The sequence below is a fragment of the Streptomyces sp. NPDC048442 genome (genome assembly GCF_040651475.1).
Lineage (GTDB): Bacteria > Actinomycetota > Actinomycetes > Streptomycetales > Streptomycetaceae > Streptomyces.
Window position 1 is genome coordinate 186,052 of sequence record NZ_JBEZKB010000016.1, and the last position, 19,868, is coordinate 205,919.

Below are 19,868 nucleotides of genomic sequence, written 5' to 3' on the forward strand. Positions count from 1 at the left end.
GACGGGCGGGGGACACCGCGATCTTCCTATGCAACTTGTTGCACAAACAAGCCGCGACACCCGGGTGAGACACGGCTCACCCGGGTGCGGACCCCCGCCGGCGACCGTGCGTACGGACACACGGTCAGGGGCAGCATGGAGGGCGACATCCCCCTCGCTCCCGGGAGGCACCCCATCGGGCCGGACCGCGTCACCCTCGATCCCCACCTGGACCTCAGGGAGCAGGCGCGCCTCCTGCGTGCGCACGGCAGCGTCGTACCGGCGCAGTGGCCCGGCGGTGTGGACTGCTGGGCCGTCGTCGGTTTCGCGGAACTGGAAGAGGTCCTCACCCGGCCGCTGTTCGCCCGCTCCCCCGCCCACTGGCGGGCGTTGCACGACGGGGAGGTTCCTGCGGACTGGCCCATGATCGACCACCTCAACCGGCAGTGGATGCTGACGTCCGACGGCGCGGACCACTCCCGGCTGCGCAGGGCGGCGGCCGGAGCCTTCGCGCCGCGCCGGGTGAAGGCACTCGCCCCCACGGTGACCGGGACCGTGGAGCGGCTGCTCGACGGCCTCGACCCGAAGGACCGACCGGTGGATCTGCGCGCGGAGTTCGCCCTGCCGCTCGCCCTGAACGTGCTGTGTTCGCTGCTCGGCGTCCCCGACGACGAACAGCCCCGGGCCACCTCTCTGGTCTTCCGCGCCCTGTCCCGGGCGGCCCTGACCCCGGAGGAGTCACGGCTGCTGAGCGCCGAGATCCGCGCGTACCTCGACCATCTGCTGGAACGGCCGATCGCGCCGGGCGCGGACGGCGGGCTGGTCACCGTGCTCAAGGAGGCGGCGGAGGCCGGGGACAGGCTCAGCCCGCAGGAAGCCAGGGACACCCTCTGGCTCTTCCTCGGGGCCGGCTTCGACACGACGGTGTCCGCCCTCGTCAACACGGTACGCGCCCTGCTTGAGCATCCGCGCGAGCTGGAGCGTGCCCTCGGCGGGACGGTGTCCTGGGACGAGGTCGTCGAAGCAGCGCTGAACCACGACGCGAGCGTGTTCTCGCTGCCGTTCGCCTTCCCCCGTGCGGACGTGACGCTGGGCGGGCGGCGGATCCGCGCGGGCGACGCACTGCTGCTGTGCTACGCGGCGGCGAACCGCGACCCGGCTCGCGAGAGCGGCGGCGGGGACGGGGACGGCGGCGGCGGCGGGGACAGGGGCGGCGGCGGGGACGACGGCCCCTTCCGGCTCCCCGGACCCGAAGGCCCGCACCTGGCCTTCGGCCGGGGCCCGCACTTCTGCCTGGGCGCACCGCTGGCCCGGCTCCAGCTCCGTACGGCCCTCTCCGCCCTCTTCACCCGCTTCCCGACCCTCCGCCTGGCCGCCCCGCCGGGCCCGCCCCCGCGGACGCTGACGATCAGTACGGTCACCACACTCATGGTGTCCGCCTGACCCCCGGCCGCCTGCCCCCGGCCGCGGAGGTCAGAGGTCGCCGCCGTCCGAGACGGCCACCAGCAGGACCCGGGTGTCCGGGCTCGTCGCGCGCCAGCGGTGGCGCACGCCGCCCGTGAGGTAGAGGGTGTCGCCACGGTCGAGCACGAGGGTGCGGCCCTCGGCGTGGACCTCGGCCGTGCCGTCCGCCACGTACATCAACTCGTCGTTCTGGTGCAGGAATTCGCGGTCCGCGTGCTGGGTCCCGGTGAATTCGAGGGCGTGCATCTGACGGTTGCCCCGCACCAGCGGGCGTACCCCGGTGTCGGCGGCAAGGCCCGCGTCGTCGTGGGCGCGGACGACGTGCAGAGAGCTCCCCGTGTCGTGGGCGGCCGCCATGAGCTGGACCGCGGTGGTCTGCAGCCCGTCGGCGATGCGCTGCAGGGAGCGGATGCTGGGTCTGGCGCGTTCGTTCTCTATCTGGCTGAGGAACGGCACCGACAGGCCGCTGCGTTCGGCCAGCACCGCCAGCGTCAGGTCCAGTGCCCGCCGGCGGCGGCGCACGGCGCCGCCGAGTCCGCGCCCGTGCGTTTCTTCCATGGTCGTCACATCACCTCTGGCGATCACCTTACGCAGCGTCGCCGGAGGCTTCGTACTCCTGTCACACCGCTGACACACAACTCCCCTACCTTCAAAGTCATTCCACCGTGTCAAAGAAATTCTGACAAGGAGTTGCTGTGCCCTCCGCACCCTCCGTCTCATCCGTCTCATCCGTCGACCAGAATCAGCGCCGCCGCCGCGGCACGGGCCTCATCGCCCTGGACCCCGACCTCGCCTTCGACGGCCTCACCCTCTTCGCCCCGCTCACCGGCGGCGGAGCGGTGCACCTGATCGACCTGCACGGCGAGAGCGTCCACACCTGGCAGCTGCCGTACCGGGCCGGCCGGCACGCGCGGATCCTGCCCGGCGGGAACCTCGCCCACAACGGCGTACTGCCCGGTGAGGATGCGCTGTTCCCGATGTGGCACAAGTACCGGGGCGGCGTCCTCGGCGTGTACGCCCCCGACGGGACGCCGCTGCGCGAGCACCGCGATCCCCTGCAGCACCACGACGCCCACCACCTGGACGACGGCGGGATCCTCTACACCGCCGTCGAACCCCTCACCGGGACGCAGGCGGACGGCGTACGGGGAGGCGTGGCGGGCTCCGAGGCGAAGGGCGGGACCGTCTGGGCCGACACCGTCGTACAGGTGGACGCCGACGGCACCGAAATCTGGTCCTGGCGGGCCTCCGAGCATCTCGACCGCGAGGAGTACGCCCTGCATCCCGACTACGCGCGGGAGCACTGGCCCCTGATCAACTCCGTCGTCCCGCTCGCGGACGGCAACATCCTGGCGAGCCTGCGCAGCGTCTCGGCCGTCGTCGTCATCAGCCGCGCCACCGGGGAGGTCCTGTGGCGCACCGATCCTGGCACCGTCTCCCAGCAGCACCACCCCACCGAGCTGGCGGACGGCAACTTCCTCGTCTTCGACAACGGCGTCTTCCGGCCGGGGCACGACGTCCCGTACTCACGGGTGATCGAGATCGACCGGGCCACCAAGGAGGTGGTGTGGGAGTACCACGACCCCGCCAGGGAGTCGTTCTTCGCCCCCTTCATGGGATCCGCGCAGCGCCTGCCCAACGGGAACACCCTGGTCACCGACTCCCCCGCAGGACGGCTCTTCGAGGTCACGTCCATGGGACAGGTGGTGTGGGAATACGTCGTGCCGTACTTCGGCGGCTACGAGGAGTCCGAAGTCCGCGGCCTGTTCCCGGCCGAACCGAACGCGGTCTTCCGCGCCTACCGGTACGGGGCTGACGAACTTCCGTGGCTGGAGGGTGAGTCGTGACATCCACCGACCGCCCGGCCCGACTGGAGGGCGCACCGTGACCGCGACGACCGGCCAACTGCCCCGCTTGGAGGACACGTGGTGACCACGGCCGCCACGACCGCACCCCGCCCCGCCTCCCCCGCCGACGAATGGGTTCCCCTCCGGCGGCTGATACCCCTGGCGCTTCAGCACGTACTGGCAATGGCCGCTGCCCCCATATCCACCGTCTTCCTGACCTCCGCCGCCCTGCACCTTTCGCCCTCCCGCACCGCGTCGCTGCTCAGCGCCGTTCTCGTGCTGTCCGGTGCCGGGTCGCTGCTGCAGTCGCTCGGGGTCTGGCGGGTCGGGGCGCGGCTGCCGTTCGTGATGCTGCCGGGCGGTGCTGCCGCCGCGCTGTTCCTGCAGATCGCGGCCGACCACGGCCCGGCCGTGGCCACCGGTTCGGTTCTGCTGGCCGCGGCGCTGCTGCTCGCCGTGCTTCCGCTCTACGCGCGGATCGTGCGCCTCTTCCCGCCGCTGGTCATGGGCGTCACGGTGCTGCTGATCGGCATCGCCATGGTGCGCGTGGCCGCCCAGCTCATCACCGGTCCGACCGGGGAAGCGCTGCCTCGGTCCGTCGTGCTCGCCGGGCTGACGGTCGCCGTCACCCTCGCCGCGTACCTGCTGCTGCGCGGTGTGTGGCGGCAGAGTGCGGTCCTCATCGGGATGACGGCCGGTACCGTCCTCGCGGTGACGACCGGGCTCGGCACCTTCGGCCCGGCCGCCGGCAGCGGCTTCGCCCTCCCCCGCCTCTTCCCTTACGGAACACCGCAGTTCGACGTCGTCGCCGCCCTCCCACTGCTGATCTTCAGCCTCACCACGCTCGCCGAGATCACCGGCCAGACCGTCCTCAACAGCGAGACCTCGGGCCGCGAGGCCGCTCCCGGCCGCGACGTGCCGAGGGTCGCCCGTGCCGACGCGCTGATGTCGCTGCTCGCCGGAGTGTGGGGCACGTCCCTGATGGTGACCAGCTCCGAGAACATCGGCATCAGCCGTCTCACCGGGGTGCGCAGCCGGTACGTGACCGCGGCGGCCGGTGTCCTGCTCGTCGCGGTGGGCCTGCTGTCCCCCGTCTCCCGCCTGGTCGCGGGTGTGCCGCCGGCCGTGGTGGGCGGCTCCGCGCTCGTGGTCTACGCGCTCATCGCCGTCATGGGCGTCCAGATGCTCGCCAGGTCCGACCTCGCCCAGCAGGGTCAGTCGATGGTCGCGGCGCTCGCCCTGGCCGTGGGGCTGCTTCCGGTCGTCGCCCCTCAGCTCTACACCGGCTTCCCGTCCTGGGTCCGTACCGTGCTGGGGTCCGGAGTCGTCGCGGGCACGCTCGCGGCCGTCCTGCTGCATGCCCTGCTCACGGCAGTCGGCCGGACGCGTTCGGCGCGTTGAAGAGCGCAGTCGTGGCGGACTCCACCGACCACCAGTTCCGGCTGCTGGACACACCTGCGTACGGACCACGGGGTCACGGCGCCGTGCGCGGCGGCGGCACCGCCGGAGGCTGCGGGCTCCGGGCCGGTGGCTCCGCCGTGCTCTCGCGGGCTTCGAGGCGGGGCAGCGGATCCTGGAGGAAGCGCGGTTCCGAGCCCCCGAGGAGGCTCAGCACCTCGGTGGCCGCCCGCAGGCCGAACGCTCCCGGTTCGCGGGAGAGGGAGGTGATCCGGGGGTGGAAGGTGCGGCAGATCGCCGAGTCCTCCCAGGACACGACGGACACGTCCTGCGGGATGCGCAGTCCGCGTTCGGTGGCGACGCCCGCCGCCGCGACCGCCATCACCTCGTTGTGGCAGATGAGCGCGGTGGGCTGCATGGCGCCCGAGAGGAGCCGGCGGGCCGCCTTGGCGCCCTGGCGGTCGGTGAAGTCGGTGGTCACGGAGACCGTGTGGTCGAGCCCGAGGCGCCGGGCGGTGGAACGCAGGGCGGCGATGCGGCGGGCCGTGTGGGCGAGCCCCGGGGGGCCTGCCATGTGCGCGATGCGGCGGTGCCCGAGCTCGTAGAGGTGATGGATGATCAGGTCCATCGCGCCGGCGTCGTCCGCCCAGATGTTGGACAGCCTGGCCCGGCGGCCCGAGCCGAGGACGGGCATCGGAGCGGACCTGGCGGAGCCGGGACGTGCGGCGCCCGGTGTGTCCATGGCGCCGACGACGACGGCGGGCAGTCCGAGCACCGACAGGACGTCGGGGCGCGGGTCGCTCACCCTGGGGTCGACCACAATCACCCCGTCGACGCGGCCCTCGGCCCACCAGCGCCGGTACAGGTCGCACTCGGCGTCGATGTCGTCGACCATCTGGAAGACCAGGGCGTGGCCGTGGGGTGCCAGTCCGGCCTGGATTCCGGAGACCACCTGGAGGAAGAACGCCTCGACGCCGAGGCTTCCGGCGGGGCGGGCCAGCACCATCCCGATCGCCCGGGAGCGTTCGGCCGTGGTGCTGCGGCCGCCGGGTCCCGTGCCCCGGCCCAGCCGCTCGGCGACCTCGATGACCCTGCGGCGGGTGGCCGCCGAGACGCCGGGGCGGTTGTTGAGGGCGAAGGACACCGCGCTGGTGGACACACCGGCCTCGCGGGCGACCTCCTTGAGCGTCGGTATGCGGGGCGGCGGGGGCGCCCCGGGGTCCCGGGGGCCGGCCCTTGCATTGCGTGAGGGCTCCATTGCCCTGGGCGCACCCATGTCCGCAGAAATCCCTTCGAGTTACTCCCGGGCGTCGTCGTCACGCCTCTCTTCATGCTCACCCTATGCGGTACAACCGCCCCAGGTTTAGAGAATTTAGTTCTTTTTAGCTCCCTTGACCTGCGGTTTCTTAAATTCGGCGGGTTTATCGAGCGTTGACGTAAAGGAAATCGCATTACAGGCTGACGCCGAGCTCTTCGCACCAGGCAAGAACCCAGGCAAGGAGTAAGTCACCCATGTCCATTCGTCGCAGTGTCGCGATCCGGGCAGCCGTCGGTCTCGGTACGGTCCTCTGTCTCTCCGTGGTCACCGCGTGCGGTGGCGGGGGCAGCGGCACGGCCTCGTCCACCGACGGCAAGGTAGAGGGCAGCATCAAGTTCCAGACCTGGAACCTCAGGGCGAACTTCAAGGGTTACTTCGAAGGCGTCATCAAGGACTTCGAGAAGCAGTACCCCGGCACCAAGGTCGACTGGGTGGACCAGCCGGCCGACAACTACGCCGACAAGCTGAGCGCCGACGCCTCGGCCGGCTCGCTGCCGGACGTCGTCAACCTCTCCCCCGACCTGGCCTACCCGCTCGCGAAGGCGGGGATGCTGCTCAACCTGGACAAGGACAAGGTCGCGTCGAAGTTCAAGCCCGAGTACCTGGAGGGTGCTTGGCAGGGCTTCGGGATGCCCGGCATGGACGGCACGTACTCCTTCCCCTGGTACCTCAACAGCGGGCCGCTCTTCTACAACAAGAAGGTGTTCAAGGACGGCGGCCTGGATCCACAGAAGCCGCCGAAGACCTTCGACGAACTGTTCGCCACGGCCGGACAGTTGGCGAAGAAGGGCAAGGCGACCCTCGGCCAGCCGCCCACCATCGAAGACTTCGGGCGCTACGGCGTCGAGCCGATGGACAAGGACGGAAGGAAGTTCACGCTCAACAGCGCCAAGGGCGTCGAACTCCTCACCAAGTACAAGAAGTTGTACGACGAGGGCGGGCTGCACAAGCAGACGCTGACCCTGAAGGACGACTCGACGGGCACGAAGTTCCTCCAGCAGGAAATCGCCATGAACCCGGGCAGCGCCCACGACCTGGAAACCTTCAAGAAGAACGCCCCGTCGCTGTACGAGAACCTCGGCATCACCGAGGTGCCCACCAACACCGGCAAGCAGAACATGTACTTGCAGGGCCTCTCGGTGAACTCGCAGAGCAAGAACGCGGCCACCGCCGTGGCCTTCGCCCACTTCGTCACCGACCGGAAGAACCAGGAGGCCTTCGGCAAGAAGGTCGCCGTCTTCCCCTCCACCAAGGGTTCGCTGGAGAAGGACTACTGGACGAAGGAGGACGGCACCGAGGACGGCAAGATCCGGGTCGCCTCGGCCAAGATGCTGCCCGGCGCGGTGAACTACACGCCGGTGCTCTTCAGCGACGAGATGAAGACCATCCTGCGCAACGAGATAGCCAAGTGCTTCCTGGGCAAGGCCGCCCCGAAGGCCGCACTGGACAGCGCGGTGGAGCAGATGAACAAGCTCCTCGCACAGAACTGACGGGACGGCGGCCCACGTGAGCACCTCCTCCGAAACGGCCCCGGTGGCCGGTTCCGTGTCCTGTGGCGGGTCCCGCCCTGCCCGCCGCAGCGCCTCCGGGAGCGGCGACGGGCAGGGCGGGCGCCGCACCCCCGGCACCCCCGGCACCCTCGGCACCGCTGGCACCGCTGGCACCGCTGGCACCGCCGGCACTCTCGGCACCGCTGGCACCGCCGGCACCGCCGGCACCGCCCGAGCCCACCGCCCTCACCGCACCCACCGCGCACTCAGCCCCTGGCTGTTCCTGGCGCCCGGCCTGCTGATCACCCTGGCGTTCAACCTCTATCCGTTCCTCGCGACGGTGTGGAAGTCCTTCACCGACGCCCGCACCCTCACCGAGGGCAAGTTCGTCGGACTGGCCAACTTCCAGGCCCTGTTCAGCGACGAACAGTTCTGGGTGGCGCTGCGCAACAGCGCGCTGTACGTCGTCGTGGTCGTGCCCCTGCTGGTCTTCCTGCCGCTGCTGCTGGCGCTGCTCGTGCAGAAGCACGTGCCGGGCATCGGGTTCTTCCGCTCCGCCTTCTACACCCCCGTGGTGGCGTCCGTCGTGGTCGTCGCCCTGATGTGGGTGTGGATGCTGGACGACCGCGGGTTCATCAACGGCGTGCTGCAGATGCTGGGCGTCGACCCCGTGCCCTTCCTCTCCAACCAGTGGCTGCTGCTGCTGAGTTCGATGCTGCTGACGGTCTGGAAGGGCCTCGGCTACTACATGATCATTTACTTGGCGGCGCTGACCAACGTGCCCCGTGAGCTGCACGAGGCCGCCGAGGTGGACGGGGCGGGTGCGATCCGGCGGTTCTTCGCCATCACGGTTCCCGCGGTCCGGCCGACCATGGTCCTGGTGGGCGCACTGTCCTCGGTCTCCGCCTTCAAGGTCTTCTCCGAGGTCTTCATGATCGCCGGCCCCACCGGCGGTCCCGGCGGCCAGGACACCACCCTCGTGATGCTGATCCAGCGGGTCGGCACCGGGCTCCAGGGACGCACCGGGTACGCCTCCGCGATCTCGATCACGCTGTTCGTACTGACGCTGATCCTGATGCTGTTCGTGCTGCGGGCCGACCGGAAGGACAAGGACTGATGACCACCACGACCGAATCCCCGGCGGCCCCCGCACCCGCACGGAAGTCCGACCCCCGCCCCGGATACCAGCCCCGGGCCCGCAACTCCGGCCGCAGGACGCCCACTTGGCGGCTCGTGGTCCGCTACCTGGCACTGACCCTGGTGCTGCTGGTCATGATCGGCCCGTTCCTGTGGCAGCTGTCCACGTCACTCAAGGGCGCCACCGAGGACATCTTCACCTCGCCGCCGCAACTGCTGCCCCAGCACCCGACGTTCGACAACTACCAGGGCGTCGCGGACATCATCCCGGTCTGGGACTACATCCTGAACTCGCTGAAGGTGGCGGTCACCAACGTCCTGACCAACATCGTCGGCGCGGCCATGGCCGGTTACGCACTCGCCCGGCTGCGCTTCAAGGGGCGCGGCATCGCCTCCCTCGTCTTCGTGGCGGCGCTGCTCGTCCCGATGGAAGCGATCATGATCGCCCAGTTCGCGACCATGCGCACCCTCGACATCAACGACACCCTCCTGTCGGTCGTCCTGCCCGGCTGCATCGGCGCGATGAACGTGCTGCTCATGCGGAACGCCTTCCGCGCCATCCCGTACGAGATCGAGGAGGCGGCCATCGTCGACGGCGCCCACGTGTGGCAGCGCTTCACCCGGATCGCGCTGCCCTCGGTCAAGGGCACCCTCGCCGTCGTCGCGATCTTCGCGTTCATGGGCGCCTGGGACGACTTCCTGTGGCCACTGATCGTCCTGTCGGACTCCGACAACTTCACGCTCACCGTGGGACTCAACTTCCTGCACGGCACCTTCGCCAACAACCAGCGCGTGGTCGCGGCGGGCACGATCATCGCCGTCGCCCCCCTGATCGTGATGTTCGCGGGCCTGCAGCGCTTCTTCTTCCGCGGAGTCGGCGAAGGCGCGGTCAAGGGCTGAACCCAGCCCTCCGCGGATGCTGACCCCAGTCTCCGCCAGGGCCGAGCCCGGCCCTCGGCAAGGACCGAACACAGTCTCCGCAGGGGCCGGGCCCGGCCCCCGGCGGCTGAAACCGGCTTCTGCCGGGCTGGACCCGGCCACTCCGTGAGGGGTTTGTACCGCCCTTCGCCGAGGCTGGCCCCAGCCTCAGCAGCCTCAGCACCGGCTGAACCCGGCCCTCCGCAGAGGCTGACCCCCGCTTGGGCGACGACCCGGCCGTGTGCCTCGGCGGAGGCCGACCCCAGCTTCCGCAAGGGCCGGACCCCTCCGCCGGGTTGGATCCCGTCCTCCACCAGGGCTCTACCCGCCCCTCCGCAAGAACCGAACCCAGTCCCCTGCCGGGCTGGACCCGGCCCTTCCACAAGGGCTGATACCGGCCCTCCGCGGAGGCTGACCCCAGCCGCCGCAAAAACTGAACCCGCCCCCTCCACAAGGGCTCGATCCCGCCCTCCGCGAGGGACGGACCTGGCCCTCGTAAGGGCAGGACCCGCCCCTCCGCAAGGGCTGGGTCCCCGGCCCTCCGTGAGGCACGAGCCTGGCCTTCTTCAAGGCCGAGCCCGGTCCCCGCAACGGCTGAACGCCCGTACACATGCCCCGCCCCCGCCCCCGTACCTCTTCTGGAGCCTTTCGATGGTCGCACCCCGCTTCGGCGTGAACTACACCCCCAGCCAGGGCTGGTTCCACCACTGGCTGGACTACGATCCCGGCGCCGTCCGCGCCGACCTGGAGTCGATCGCCGCGCTCGGTCTGGACCACGTGCGGGTCTTCCCGCTGTGGCCGTACTTCCAGCCCAACCGGTCCCTGATCAGGCCGCGCGCCGTGGAGCAGCTGCTCGACATGGCCGACGCGGCGGCCGAGTTCGGCCTCGACGTCAATGTCGACGGCCTCCAGGGGCACCTGTCCAGCTTCGACTTCCTCCCCGCCTGGACCCGCACCTGGCACCGCCGCAACCTCTTCACCGACCCGGACGTCATCTCGGGTCAGGCCGAGTACCTGAAGACGCTCGCCCAGGCCCTGTCCGACCGGCCCAACTTCATCGGCATGACCGTCGGCAACGAGGTCAACCAGTTCTCCGCCGACCCGCACCCCGACCCGGACCGGGCCACCCCCGACCAGATCGACGCCTGGCTGACCCGGATGCTCGCCGCCTGCGAGGAGGGCGCCCCCGGCCGCCCGCACCTGCACGCGGAGTACGACGCCACCTGGTACCAGGACGACATGCCCTTCACGCCCGACCACGCCGCCCGGCACGGGGCGATGACGGCGGTGCACTCCTGGGTGTTCAACGGCACCGCCCAGCTGCACGGCCGGGCCTCGGTGCCCAGCGAGCATCACGCCGCCTACCTCGTCGAGCTGTCGCAGGCCTGGGCGCGCGACCCGCACCGCCCGGTGTGGCTCCAGGAGGTCGGCGCGCCGGCCCCGCTCGTACCGCCGGAGCACGCCGCCGAGTTCACCGACGCGACGCTGCGGGCCGCGCTCGACTGCCCGCAGCTGTGGGGCGTCACCTGGTGGTGCTCGCACGACGTGTCGCGTGCGCTGGCGGACTTCCCCGAGCTGGAGTACGGGCTCGGGGTGCTCACCAACGACCGGAAGCCGAAGGACACGGCGCGGGTCCTGGAGCGGTACGCCCGCGAGTACGCCGACGGGACCCGCATCTTCGCGCCCGCGCCCCGTACGACCGCCCTGGTGGTGGACGCGGGCGACAGCCTGACCACGCCGGCCCGGTCGGTGTGCGCGCCGGGCGGCGCCTTCTACGAGGCGTTCTTCCGGCTCGCCGCGGACGGGGTGCGCCCCACCGCGGTCCTCGCCTCGCGCGCCCAGGACGCGGAGCACCTGGCGGCCCGGGGGATCACGGACGTGGTCACCGTCGAGCAGGTCGCCTGACGTTCCCCTCACGCCCCACCCCTCATTCTCGTAACACCAGCACCAGCACCAGCACCAGCAGCATCGCCACCGCACCGAAGGAGACCTCCCCATGCATGACGACCGCGGACTTGTCGAGGCCCGGCTCAAGCGCGTCCTCGACGAGCGCATCCGTCCTGCCGTTTACCCCGTTTCGGTGCCCCTGGAGGTCGCCGTGTGGGACGCACCCGGCGAGCCGGTGCCCGTCGAGGAGGGCCTGGCGGCCGCGCCGAAACCGGTCTCGGTGGGCGACATGTGGGGCAAGCCGTGGGGCACGAGCTGGTTCACGGTGACCGGTACGGTGCCCGAGGAGTGGGCGGGGCGGTCCGTCGAGGCGATCCTGGACCTCGGGTTCGACGAGAACATGCCGGGCTTCCAGTGCGAAGGCCTGGTCTACCGGCCCGACGGCACCCCGGCGAAGGGCCTCAACCCGCGCAACCAGTGGGTGCGCATCGGCGCCCCGGTCGAGGGCGGCGAAGAGATCGAGCTGCGCATCGAGGGCGCTTCCAACCCCGTACTCCTCGACTACCACCCCTTCCTCCCCACCCAGCTCGGCGACATCGAGACCTCCCACTCCAACCCGCTGTACAAGATCGAGCGGATGGACCTCGCCGTCTTCGACGAGACGGTGTGGCAGCTGGTGATCGACCTGGAGGTGCTGGGCGAGCTGATGGCGGAGTTGCCGGTGGACTCCGCCCGCCGTTACGACATCCTGCGCGCGGTGGACCGGGCCCTGGACGCCGTCAACCTGCAGGACGTCAACGGCAGTGCTGCCGCCGCCCGTTCGTGCCTTGAGGGCGTGCTGTCGACGCCGGCCGAGCCGTCCGCGCACCGCATCACCGCGATCGGGCACGCGCACATCGACTCGGCGTGGCTGTGGCCGCTGCGCGAGACGGTGCGCAAGGTGGCGCGTACGACGTCGAACATGACGGCGCTCCTGGAGGACGAGCCGGACTTCGTGTTCGCGATGTCGCAGGCCCAGCAGTGGGCGTGGATCAAGGAGCACCGCCCCGAGGTGTGGGCGAAGGTCGTCGCAGCGGTCGAGGACGGCCGGTTCGTGCCGACCGGCGGCATGTGGGTGGAGGCCGACACGAACATGCCGGGCTCGGAGGCGATGGCCCGTCAGTTCGTGCACGGAAAGCGGTTCTTCCTCGACGAGTTCGGGGTGGAGAACGATGAGGCGTGGCTGCCGGACACCTTCGGCTTCGCGGCCGGGCTGCCGCAGATCATCAAGGCGTCGGGCGCCAAGTGGCTGCTCACGCAGAAGATTTCGTGGTCGCAGGTGAACAAGTTCCCGCACCACACCTTCCAGTGGGAGGGCATCGACGGCACCCGCATCTTCACGCACTTCCCGCCCGTCGACACCTACAACTGCTCGATGAAGGGCAGCGAGATCGCCCACGCGGCGAAGAACTTCAAGGACAAGGGCGTCGCCTCGGTGTCGCTCGCGCCGACCGGCTGGGGCGACGGCGGTGGCGGCACCACCCGCGAGATGATCGCCAAGGCGGCGCGGCTGAAGGACTTGGAGGGTTCCGCGCGCGTCGAGTGGGGCACGCCCGCCGAGTTCTTCGAGAAGGCGCAGGCCGAGTACCCGAAGCCGCCGGTGTGGGTGGGTGAGCTGTACCTGGAGCTGCACCGGGCGACGCTGACCAGCCAGGCGGGCACCAAGCAGGGCAACCGGCGCAGCGAACACCTGCTGCGGGAGGCCGAGCTGTGGGCGGCCACCGCCGCCGTACGAGCCGGATTCCCTTACCCGTACGAGGAGTTGGACCGGATCTGGAAGACGGTGCTGCTGCACCAGTTCCACGACATCCTGCCCGGCTCGTCCATCGCCTGGGTGCACCGCGAGGCGGAGGCCACCTACCGGAAGGTGGCGGCCGAGCTCACCGCGATCATCGACGGTGCGCAGCGGGCGCTGGCGGGCGAGGGCAGCACGCCGCTGGTCTTCAACGCGGCGCCGCACGACCGCGACGGGGTGCCGGCGGGCGGCGCGGCGACGGCCGTACGGGCACAGGGTGCGCGCCTCACCGACGGCGAGGACGGTTCGTTCGTACTCGACAACGGGCTGCTGCGGGTCGTCGTCGATCCCCGCGGGCTGGTCGTCTCCGCGTACGACATCGAGGCCGGCCGGGAGACCGTCGCGCCGGGCACGCCCGCGAACCTGCTCCAGATGCACCCGGACTTCCCCAACATGTGGGACGCCTGGGACGTGGACGCCTTCTACCGCAACACGGTCACCGACCTGACGGAGGCTGACGAGGTCGGCCCCGAGACTTCGGGGGAGGGCGTGGCGGCGGTGCGGATCGTGCGCACCTTCGGCGACTCGAAGGCCACGCAGGTGCTCAGCCTGCGGCCCGGGTCGCGCCGCCTGGACATCGACACCGAGGTGGACTGGCACGAGACGGAGAAGTTCCTGAAGCTGGCGTTCCCGCTGGACGTGCACGCCGAGCGGTACGCGTCGGAGACGCAGTTCGGGCACTTCCACCGAGCCACCCACACCAACACGTCGTGGGAGGCCGCCAAGTTCGAGGCCTGCAACCACCGCTTCGTGCACATGGAGGAGCCCGGCTGGGGCGTCGCGCTGGTCACCGATTCGACGTACGGGCACGACGTGACACGCACCGTCCGCGACGGTGCGGACGGCGACGGCGGTACGACGACGACGCTGCGCGCCTCGCTGCTGCGCGCCCCGCGCTTCCCCGACCCGGAGACCGACCAGGGCGTGCACCGCTTCCGGCACTCGCTGGTGCCGGGCGCCACGATCGGCGACGCGGTCCGGGAGGGCTACCGGGTGAACCTGCCGGAACGCGCGCTGACCGGTGCGGGCGAGGTCGCCCCGCTCGTCACCGTCGACGACGACGCGGTCGTGGTGACTGCCCTCAAGCTGGCCGACGACGGCAGCGGCGACGTGGTGGTCCGCTTCCACGAGGCGCACGGTGGCCGGGCCCGCACGGTCCTCACGCCGGGCTTCGCGGCGGTGGACGTGGTCGCGACCGACCTGCTGGAGCGACCGCTGGACGGCGCGGAGGCGGAGCCGGTGGACGGCGGGGTGGCCGTGGGGCTGCGCGCGTTCGAACTGCGGACGCTGCGGTTCCGCAGGGGCTGAGCTGGAGGGGCTGGGCCTGAGCCGGTCCATGGCTGAGCGGGGTCGCCACCGACGAGAGGTCACGTCGGCGGCGGCCCCGCTGTGCGTGGTGCGGCATCGTCGTGCTGGGCCTGCCGGCTAGCCCTGCCGGCCTTCGGCGGTCAGGCCGGTGTTGGCGCGGGCCATGTAGTCGATCGCTTTCTGGCGGGCGGCCGGGGAGCCGAATGCGCCACCGTGGCCGACCCGGTCGGTGACCGTGTGGATCGCCTTGGTTCCCAGTCGGCGTGCCACGGCGTCCGCCCACGCCTTGGGCGTCGCCGGATCGTGCGAGTTGCTGAGCAGCATCGTGGGATGCGCGCTGCGGGAGGTGACGGGGTCGGCGGAACCGGGGGCCGGGGCGGGGCTGCCGACGCAGAGGGAGGTGTAGGCGCCGGCGTTCGTCGAGTAGCCGACCACCGGTGCGGCCTTCCTGGCGGCTGCCAGATCCCCTTCGGCGTCCTTGGGGCCCTTCACGGCCAGGTCGAAACTGGAGCAGACGATCGGGTCCGCGTACGGCACCTCTTCCGGGACCTCTTCCTCGCCGCCGGGCCCTTCTCCGTCCGGCACAGGGTTCCTGCCTTCGGCGAGTTCCTTCAACCCCTTTGCCGCTTCGGCGAATTGGGCGTTGCCGAGGCTCGTCTCCAGGTACTGCGTGACGGTGGCTTCCGACCAGGGCCTGCCGTGGAACGTTCCGGGGAGGGCGCCGCTCCGTGCCTGCTGCTGTGCCTTCCGGAAGACCGAGGCCACGTCCTGCCTGTGCAGGGCGCACCCGGATTCGGTGCCGCACCACTGGGCGAACCGCTGGTAGACGGCCTGGCTTCCGGCGGCGGCCGTGGTGACGAAGTCCCGCCGGGGCAGCGCGGGGTTCATCACCCCTTCCAGGAGCGAGCCGTTGACGTGCTCGCCGAAGAGACCGAGATACCGCTCGGCGGTGAGGGTTCCGTACGAGAATCCGTACAGGTTGATCTTCTGGATGTTCAGCGACCTCCGCAGCGTCTCCAGGTCCTTGGCGTTGCTGAAGGCGTCGAGGTGATCCTTCAGTTCCGCGGGCTGCGTGCGGCACTTCGACCACAGGGTCCGCTGGTTCGCCTTCAGTGCGGTGAACCCGGATTTCGTGGTCGGCGGTACGAGCGGCACCTTCAGGGCGTTCTCGGCGGGGCAGAGGAGCGGTCCGCTGCGGCCGATTCCGCGCGGGTCGAGAGCGATCAGGTCGTAGTCCGGGAGGTTCTTGCGGAGCTCACCGAAGCCCATGAAGCCGGAATCCCCGGGCCCCGGCGGTATGTTGACGATCGTCCCCCTGGCCTTGGCCTTCGCTTTGGTCTTGTCCTTCGTCTTGGTCCCGTCCTTCGTCTTGGCCGGGTCCGCGGTGTCCCAGCGGTACACCTGGAGGCCGACCGTCCTGGAGTCCTTCTTGGACCAGTCGACCGGCACGGTCAGCCGGCCGCAGACCACACCGTCGTTGATGTCCTCCTCTTCGCACGCGCCCCAGCGGATCTTCTGCCGGTCGAAGCGCTCCGCGTTCTCCCGCTGTCCGTTCCCCAAGGCCGGCCCTGAGGCCGGCCCTGAGGCCTGCCCCGAGGTCGAACTGCTCGCGGTCTGCATGGAAGTGCCGGCCGGTGACCCGCATGCGGTGATGCCGACGCCGGCCAGTGCGAGTGCCGCCAGGGAAATGCTGCGGTGCATGAAGTGAATGCCCTCCGATCGAGAGGCGCTGCGCGGAGGGCGAGCACCTGTCCCGTGCGACGACCCCGTTTCCCGGTTCTCGTCCCAGCACGTGCCTCCCATGCTCCCGGCTCCGGGCACTGCGGCGTTCGCTCCTTGGGACGACGTCGGGGTGAGTCGCTCGGATGACCCGCGCCCGGCCCGGTCAGCCCGAGGTATGACACGAAGCTCAGGGTTCGGAGCGCCCGGCGGCAGTTCGGCAACGCCGCCGGTCGAGCCCGTTGTCAGTCGATGGCCTGGTAGAGCGTGGTCCAGAAGTCGCTCATGGCACGCGGCGAATCAGGGGTGGAGAGTCCGACCTGAGTGAGCAGGACTCCGGTGAGCTGGTGGGTCCTGTCTGCGTAGGCGGTGGTGCCGGAACCGCCGAACCAGCCGAACTGGCCGACGGGCGCGTAGTCTCCGCGACAGGTGCGCACCGACATCCCGAAGCCCCAGCCACCGCTCGACCCCTGGCCGGACGACAGGTGGGCGACGTTGCTGAACATGGCCTCTCGGGCGGCCAGTTGCCCGGGCGAGAGGCGGTTGGTGGTCATCAGCTCGACGGCGGCCCGGGACAGGATCCGTTCACTGCCGTGCATTCCGTGGTTCAGCAGCATCTGGAAGTAGGCGTGGTAGTCGTCGGCGGTGGAGACAAGACCGCCGCCGGCGCCCTGGAACGCGGGAGGCACGCTGGACCTTCCCCCTGCCGCCTCGTCCCACACGACGAACTCGCCGGTCTGCGGGTCGGGCCCGTACAGGGGCGGCAGTCGGTCGATCTTGTCGGCGGGTACGTGGAAGGCGGTGTCCTTCATCCCCAGCGGATCGAGGACGCGTGTCCGCAGGTACGTCTCCAACGGCTGTCCCGTGACCCTGGAGACGAGCACACCGACCACCTCGTTGCTGAGGTCGTACTGCCACCGCACTCCGGGCTGGTACTGCAGCGGCAGCTCGCCGAGGCGGCGCATCCACTCGTCCGGCTCCGGAGCCGGCCCGGACGCCACGCTGTAGTCGAGACGCTCGAAGGTCGCGGCCCTGATCGGGGAAGCCATCGACTCGAAGTCCACCCCGAGCCCGAACGTGGAGGTCAGCAGGTCCCGTACGGTGATCGGCCGCTGCGCCGGCACGGTGTCGTCCAGCGGTCCGTCGGGCCGCTTCAGCACCTGCCGGTCGGCGAGTTCGGGCAGCCACTGATCCACCGGGTCGTCCAGCCGCAGCTGGCACTCGTCGAGCAGGGTCATCGCCGCCGCCATCGTGACCGGTTTGGAGGCGGACGCCATCCGGAAGATCGTGTCCCGGCGCATCGGCGGGCCACCGTCATGACGCATCGTCCCGATCGCTTCGACGTGTGTCCGGCCGCCGCGGCTGACCAGGGCGACAAGGCCGGGAATCTTCTTGGACTCGACATGCCGTGCCAGCACTTCGCGCAGCCGTCGCAGCCCTGCGTCGGAGAAGCCGTTGATGCTTGTTTCCATGATGAATCTCCTGTTCACAGTGTGGGTTCACACGGCGGCCCCGGTGGCTGCCTGGCCCTTTGTGCGGCCATGTGAGGAGCCTGCACCCTTGACCCAAGGTCAAGGTCAACCCCCTTTCGCAGTCAAGGGCGATGGGCTGGAACAGGTGCGCGCTATCCTCGCTCCTGCGATCGTCCGGACTTCCCGGCCGACGCGGTTCGCGAGACCGCGGCCGCCCTACGATCCGGAGGTGCGCCGACCGATGGCAGACGGGCTCACGATCGGTCAGGCGGCGGCGTTCGTCGGTGTCACGATCAAGACCGTGCGGCACTATCACCGGCTCGGCCTGGTCGCTGAGCCGCATCGCGACGGTTCCGGCTACCGCCGCTACCGGTCGGGCGAGCTGTTCCGGCTGGTCCAGATCCGGACCCTCGCTGCGGCCGGCGTGCCGCTGGCCGAGATCGGTGACCTGCTCGACGCCGATCCCAAGACGTTCGCCGCCACCCTGGACGACGTCCATCACCGGCTCACCGAACGGATCGAAGACCTGACCGCACGCCGCGACAGGCTGCACCGTCTCGACCACGGCGACCGGGCACTGCTGCCCGACCGGGCCTGCGCGGCCCTGGACCGGCTCGCCGAACTCGGCTTCGCTCCCGACTACGTGGCTGGTCAGCGGGAAGCTCTGGTGCTGGCTCGGGCACTGGTTCCGGAGATCTTCGACAGCTTCCTGATCCGGCTTGAACATTCGCTGGACGATCCCGAGTCCGTCGAGCTGACCAAGCGCGGCTGGGATGCGAGGGCCTGGGATCCGGACGACCCGCGGATCGAGGAGCTGGCTTCCACGCTGGCCGACAAGCTGCTGTCCCACCGCGCGCTGCTGGCGATGCCGGCCGGGTTTCAGGACCGGCCCGACGCCGCCTCCCGGTACGGAATGGTCAACCACCACCGGGAGGACCTGTCTCCGTCCATCGCCCGGTTGAACAGGCTGGTCGAGGCGAACCTGCGCGCAGCCGGTATCGCCGTTCCGGGTCAGTGACGGCCGCCGCTTCCGTACGTTCTCCGCCTTCGTGGGCGGCGGGACGCCCCGTATCTCCGCCTTCGTGGGCGGCGGAACGCCCCGTACGAACGTGCGGCGGGTCACGGCCCGCAGCGGGAAAAGGCCGTCAGAGTCGCCCGGCACACCCTTCCCGTTGGACCGGACCGGTGAGTCTTCAGAAAAGTGCGTCAACCGTCGACTCCCTTCACGGACTGCTTCGTTGGATCGAGTGACAGTTCGTACACCGAAGGAGATCGTGTTGAGCCGTACGAGCAGGAACGACAAACAGAAGGGCCGTAAACACCGTCGGGTGAACCGGACTCCCCGGCCCGTGACCCCCGTTGACCGGCGCACGCCCCGGCCCGCCCGCGAGCCTGTCGCCGCACGGGCGTCCACCGACGTCCCGCAGACGTCCACCGGCCTCGCCCGGACGCCCGCCGCCGTTGTCGCCCAGGCGTCCGCCGGTACCGACCGGACGCCCCCCGACGGGCTGAGCCGGCACGCGCAGCGCACCTTGGCCTGTCTGCAGGGCAGCGGGGCTCAGGGCGCCACGACGGAGGCCCTCAGCGAGGCGGTCGGTTTCACGGCGCGCACCGTCGCCAAGCACCTGGACGGACTGTCCCGGTGCGGGCTGGTAGCGCAGCGCGAGGACGGCCGGTGGTCCGCCGCAGCACCTGGTCCCGGACCGGCCCCGGACCCTGACCAGGACTCGGTCCCCGGCCCCGCACCCCGGGGGGCCACCCTCCCGGCGCAGCAGGACGGCCGCGCGGATCAGCCTTCCAGCAGGCGCGCCGCAGCCGTGCGGCCCGAGGAGATGCAGGCCGCGATGCCGACTCCCTCGTAGAGCGCGCCGGACACCTCCGTACCGGGCAGCCTGCCGATCGCGTCGTGGATCGCGGCGACGCGGTCGGCATGGCCCACGGAGGCGCGCAGGACGAGGGCCGAGGGTGCCCGGTCGCGCTGTCGGCCCCACTTGTGGGAGAGGAAGGTGGCGGCCTTGGCCGGCTCCGCCGGAAACTCCATGCGCAGCTCCCGCCGCGCCCCCGCAGCGGCCAGCCGCACGGCCCGCAGCCGATGGC

14 protein-coding genes and 1 pseudogene are annotated in these 19,868 nt (G+C 70.6%); 10 read left to right on the top strand and 5 right to left on the bottom strand.

What is annotated here, in order from left to right; all coding sequences use genetic code 11:
* Nucleotides 1-84 precede the first annotated feature (84 nt).
* On the top strand, nt 85-1,422 hold the full coding sequence (locus AB0D18_RS23955; RefSeq protein WP_362422005.1) for a cytochrome P450: 1,338 nt from the start codon (nt 85-87) through the stop codon (nt 1,420-1,422).
* A 30-nt stretch (nt 1,423-1,452) separates the two neighbouring features.
* Here the strand turns inward: AB0D18_RS23955 and AB0D18_RS23960 are convergent, their stop codons facing one another.
* Complete coding sequence (locus AB0D18_RS23960) at nt 1,453-2,001, bottom strand: XRE family transcriptional regulator (protein WP_362422007.1); 549 nt, start codon at nt 1,999-2,001, stop codon at nt 1,453-1,455.
* A 137-nt stretch (nt 2,002-2,138) separates the two neighbouring features.
* Between AB0D18_RS23960 and AB0D18_RS23965 the strand changes: the two genes are divergently transcribed.
* Together AB0D18_RS23965 and AB0D18_RS23970 are read left to right on the top strand one after the other, a co-directional pair.
* Nucleotides 2,139-3,290, top strand: a complete 1,152-nt coding sequence (locus AB0D18_RS23965; RefSeq protein WP_362422009.1) for an aryl-sulfate sulfotransferase — start codon at nt 2,139-2,141, stop codon at nt 3,288-3,290.
* An 81-nt stretch (nt 3,291-3,371) separates the two neighbouring features.
* The gene (locus AB0D18_RS23970; RefSeq protein WP_362422012.1) at nt 3,372-4,691 is read left to right on the top strand and encodes a solute carrier family 23 protein; all 1,320 of its coding nucleotides are present in this window, start codon (nt 3,372-3,374) and stop codon (nt 4,689-4,691) included.
* Between the two features lie 73 nt (nt 4,692-4,764).
* On the opposite strand, the gene AB0D18_RS23975 is transcribed toward AB0D18_RS23970, so the two are convergent.
* Nucleotides 4,765-5,946, bottom strand: a complete 1,182-nt coding sequence (locus AB0D18_RS23975) for a LacI family DNA-binding transcriptional regulator (RefSeq protein WP_362422015.1) — start codon at nt 5,944-5,946, stop codon at nt 4,765-4,767.
* A gap of 254 nt (nt 5,947-6,200) precedes the next feature.
* Between AB0D18_RS23975 and AB0D18_RS23980 the strand changes: the two genes are divergently transcribed.
* From AB0D18_RS23980 to AB0D18_RS24000, 5 genes are all read left to right on the top strand, one after another.
* Nucleotides 6,201-7,496: a sugar ABC transporter substrate-binding protein gene (locus tag AB0D18_RS23980; RefSeq protein ID WP_362422017.1), complete on the top strand. Its 1,296-nt coding sequence runs from the start codon at nt 6,201-6,203 to the stop codon at nt 7,494-7,496.
* Between the two features lie 16 nt (nt 7,497-7,512).
* Complete coding sequence (locus tag AB0D18_RS23985) at nt 7,513-8,613, top strand: sugar ABC transporter permease (RefSeq protein ID WP_362422020.1); 1,101 nt, start codon at nt 7,513-7,515, stop codon at nt 8,611-8,613.
* Nucleotides 8,613-9,533, top strand: coding sequence for a carbohydrate ABC transporter permease (locus AB0D18_RS23990; protein ID WP_362422022.1), 921 nt, complete (start codon nt 8,613-8,615; stop codon nt 9,531-9,533). The genes AB0D18_RS23985 and AB0D18_RS23990 overlap by 1 nt, the downstream gene beginning before the upstream one ends.
* 669 nt (nt 9,534-10,202) lie before the next feature.
* Nucleotides 10,203-11,456, top strand: coding sequence for a glycosyl hydrolase (locus AB0D18_RS23995; RefSeq protein ID WP_362422025.1), 1,254 nt, complete (start codon nt 10,203-10,205; stop codon nt 11,454-11,456).
* Nucleotides 11,457-11,547: 91 nt separating this feature from the next.
* The gene (locus AB0D18_RS24000) at nt 11,548-14,580 is read left to right on the top strand and encodes a glycoside hydrolase family 38 C-terminal domain-containing protein (protein WP_362422027.1); all 3,033 of its coding nucleotides are present in this window, start codon (nt 11,548-11,550) and stop codon (nt 14,578-14,580) included.
* 117 nt (nt 14,581-14,697) lie between these two features.
* On the opposite strand, the gene AB0D18_RS24005 is transcribed toward AB0D18_RS24000, so the two are convergent.
* Together AB0D18_RS24005 and AB0D18_RS24010 are read right to left on the bottom strand one after the other, a co-directional pair.
* The gene (locus tag AB0D18_RS24005; RefSeq protein WP_362422030.1) at nt 14,698-16,281 is read right to left on the bottom strand and encodes an alpha/beta fold hydrolase; all 1,584 of its coding nucleotides are present in this window, start codon (nt 16,279-16,281) and stop codon (nt 14,698-14,700) included.
* 263 nt (nt 16,282-16,544) lie between these two features.
* Complete coding sequence (locus AB0D18_RS24010) at nt 16,545-17,771, bottom strand: serine hydrolase domain-containing protein (protein ID WP_362422032.1); 1,227 nt, start codon at nt 17,769-17,771, stop codon at nt 16,545-16,547.
* Nucleotides 17,772-18,012: 241 nt separating this feature from the next.
* On the opposite strand from AB0D18_RS24010, the gene AB0D18_RS24015 reads away from it, so the two are divergent.
* Together AB0D18_RS24015 and AB0D18_RS24020 are read left to right on the top strand one after the other, a co-directional pair.
* Complete coding sequence (locus AB0D18_RS24015; RefSeq protein ID WP_362422035.1) at nt 18,013-18,789, top strand: MerR family transcriptional regulator; 777 nt, start codon at nt 18,013-18,015, stop codon at nt 18,787-18,789.
* Between the two features lie 331 nt (nt 18,790-19,120).
* A complete protein-coding gene (locus tag AB0D18_RS24020; RefSeq protein WP_362422038.1) occupies nt 19,121-19,633 on the top strand; it encodes a helix-turn-helix domain-containing protein in 513 nt (170 codons plus the stop codon).
* On the opposite strand, the pseudogene AB0D18_RS24025 reads toward AB0D18_RS24020, so the two are convergent.
* Nucleotides 19,561-19,868 (bottom strand): annotated as a pseudogene (locus AB0D18_RS24025) (hypothetical protein); the annotation flags it as partial. The gene AB0D18_RS24020 and the pseudogene AB0D18_RS24025 sit on opposite strands and share 73 nt — an antisense overlap.

Excerpts from the sequence above, each read along its gene's own strand:
- AB0D18_RS23960 (WP_362422007.1), bottom strand. The coding sequence starts at position 2,001 with ATGGAAGAAACGCACGGGCGCGGACTCGGCGGCGCCGTGCGCCGCCGC.
- AB0D18_RS23975 (WP_362422015.1), bottom strand. The coding sequence starts at position 5,946 with ATGGAGCCCTCACGCAATGCAAGGGCCGGCCCCCGGGACCCCGGGGCG.
- AB0D18_RS23980 (WP_362422017.1), top strand. The coding sequence starts at position 6,201 with ATGTCCATTCGTCGCAGTGTCGCGATCCGGGCAGCCGTCGGTCTCGGT.
- AB0D18_RS23990 (WP_362422022.1), top strand. The coding sequence starts at position 8,613 with ATGACCACCACGACCGAATCCCCGGCGGCCCCCGCACCCGCACGGAAG.
- AB0D18_RS23995 (WP_362422025.1), top strand. The coding sequence starts at position 10,203 with ATGGTCGCACCCCGCTTCGGCGTGAACTACACCCCCAGCCAGGGCTGG.
- AB0D18_RS24000 (WP_362422027.1), top strand. The coding sequence starts at position 11,548 with ATGCATGACGACCGCGGACTTGTCGAGGCCCGGCTCAAGCGCGTCCTC.
- AB0D18_RS24005 (WP_362422030.1), bottom strand. The coding sequence starts at position 16,281 with ATGCACCGCAGCATTTCCCTGGCGGCACTCGCACTGGCCGGCGTCGGC.
- AB0D18_RS24010 (WP_362422032.1), bottom strand. The coding sequence starts at position 17,771 with ATGGAAACAAGCATCAACGGCTTCTCCGACGCAGGGCTGCGACGGCTG.
- AB0D18_RS24015 (WP_362422035.1), top strand. The coding sequence starts at position 18,013 with ATGGCAGACGGGCTCACGATCGGTCAGGCGGCGGCGTTCGTCGGTGTC.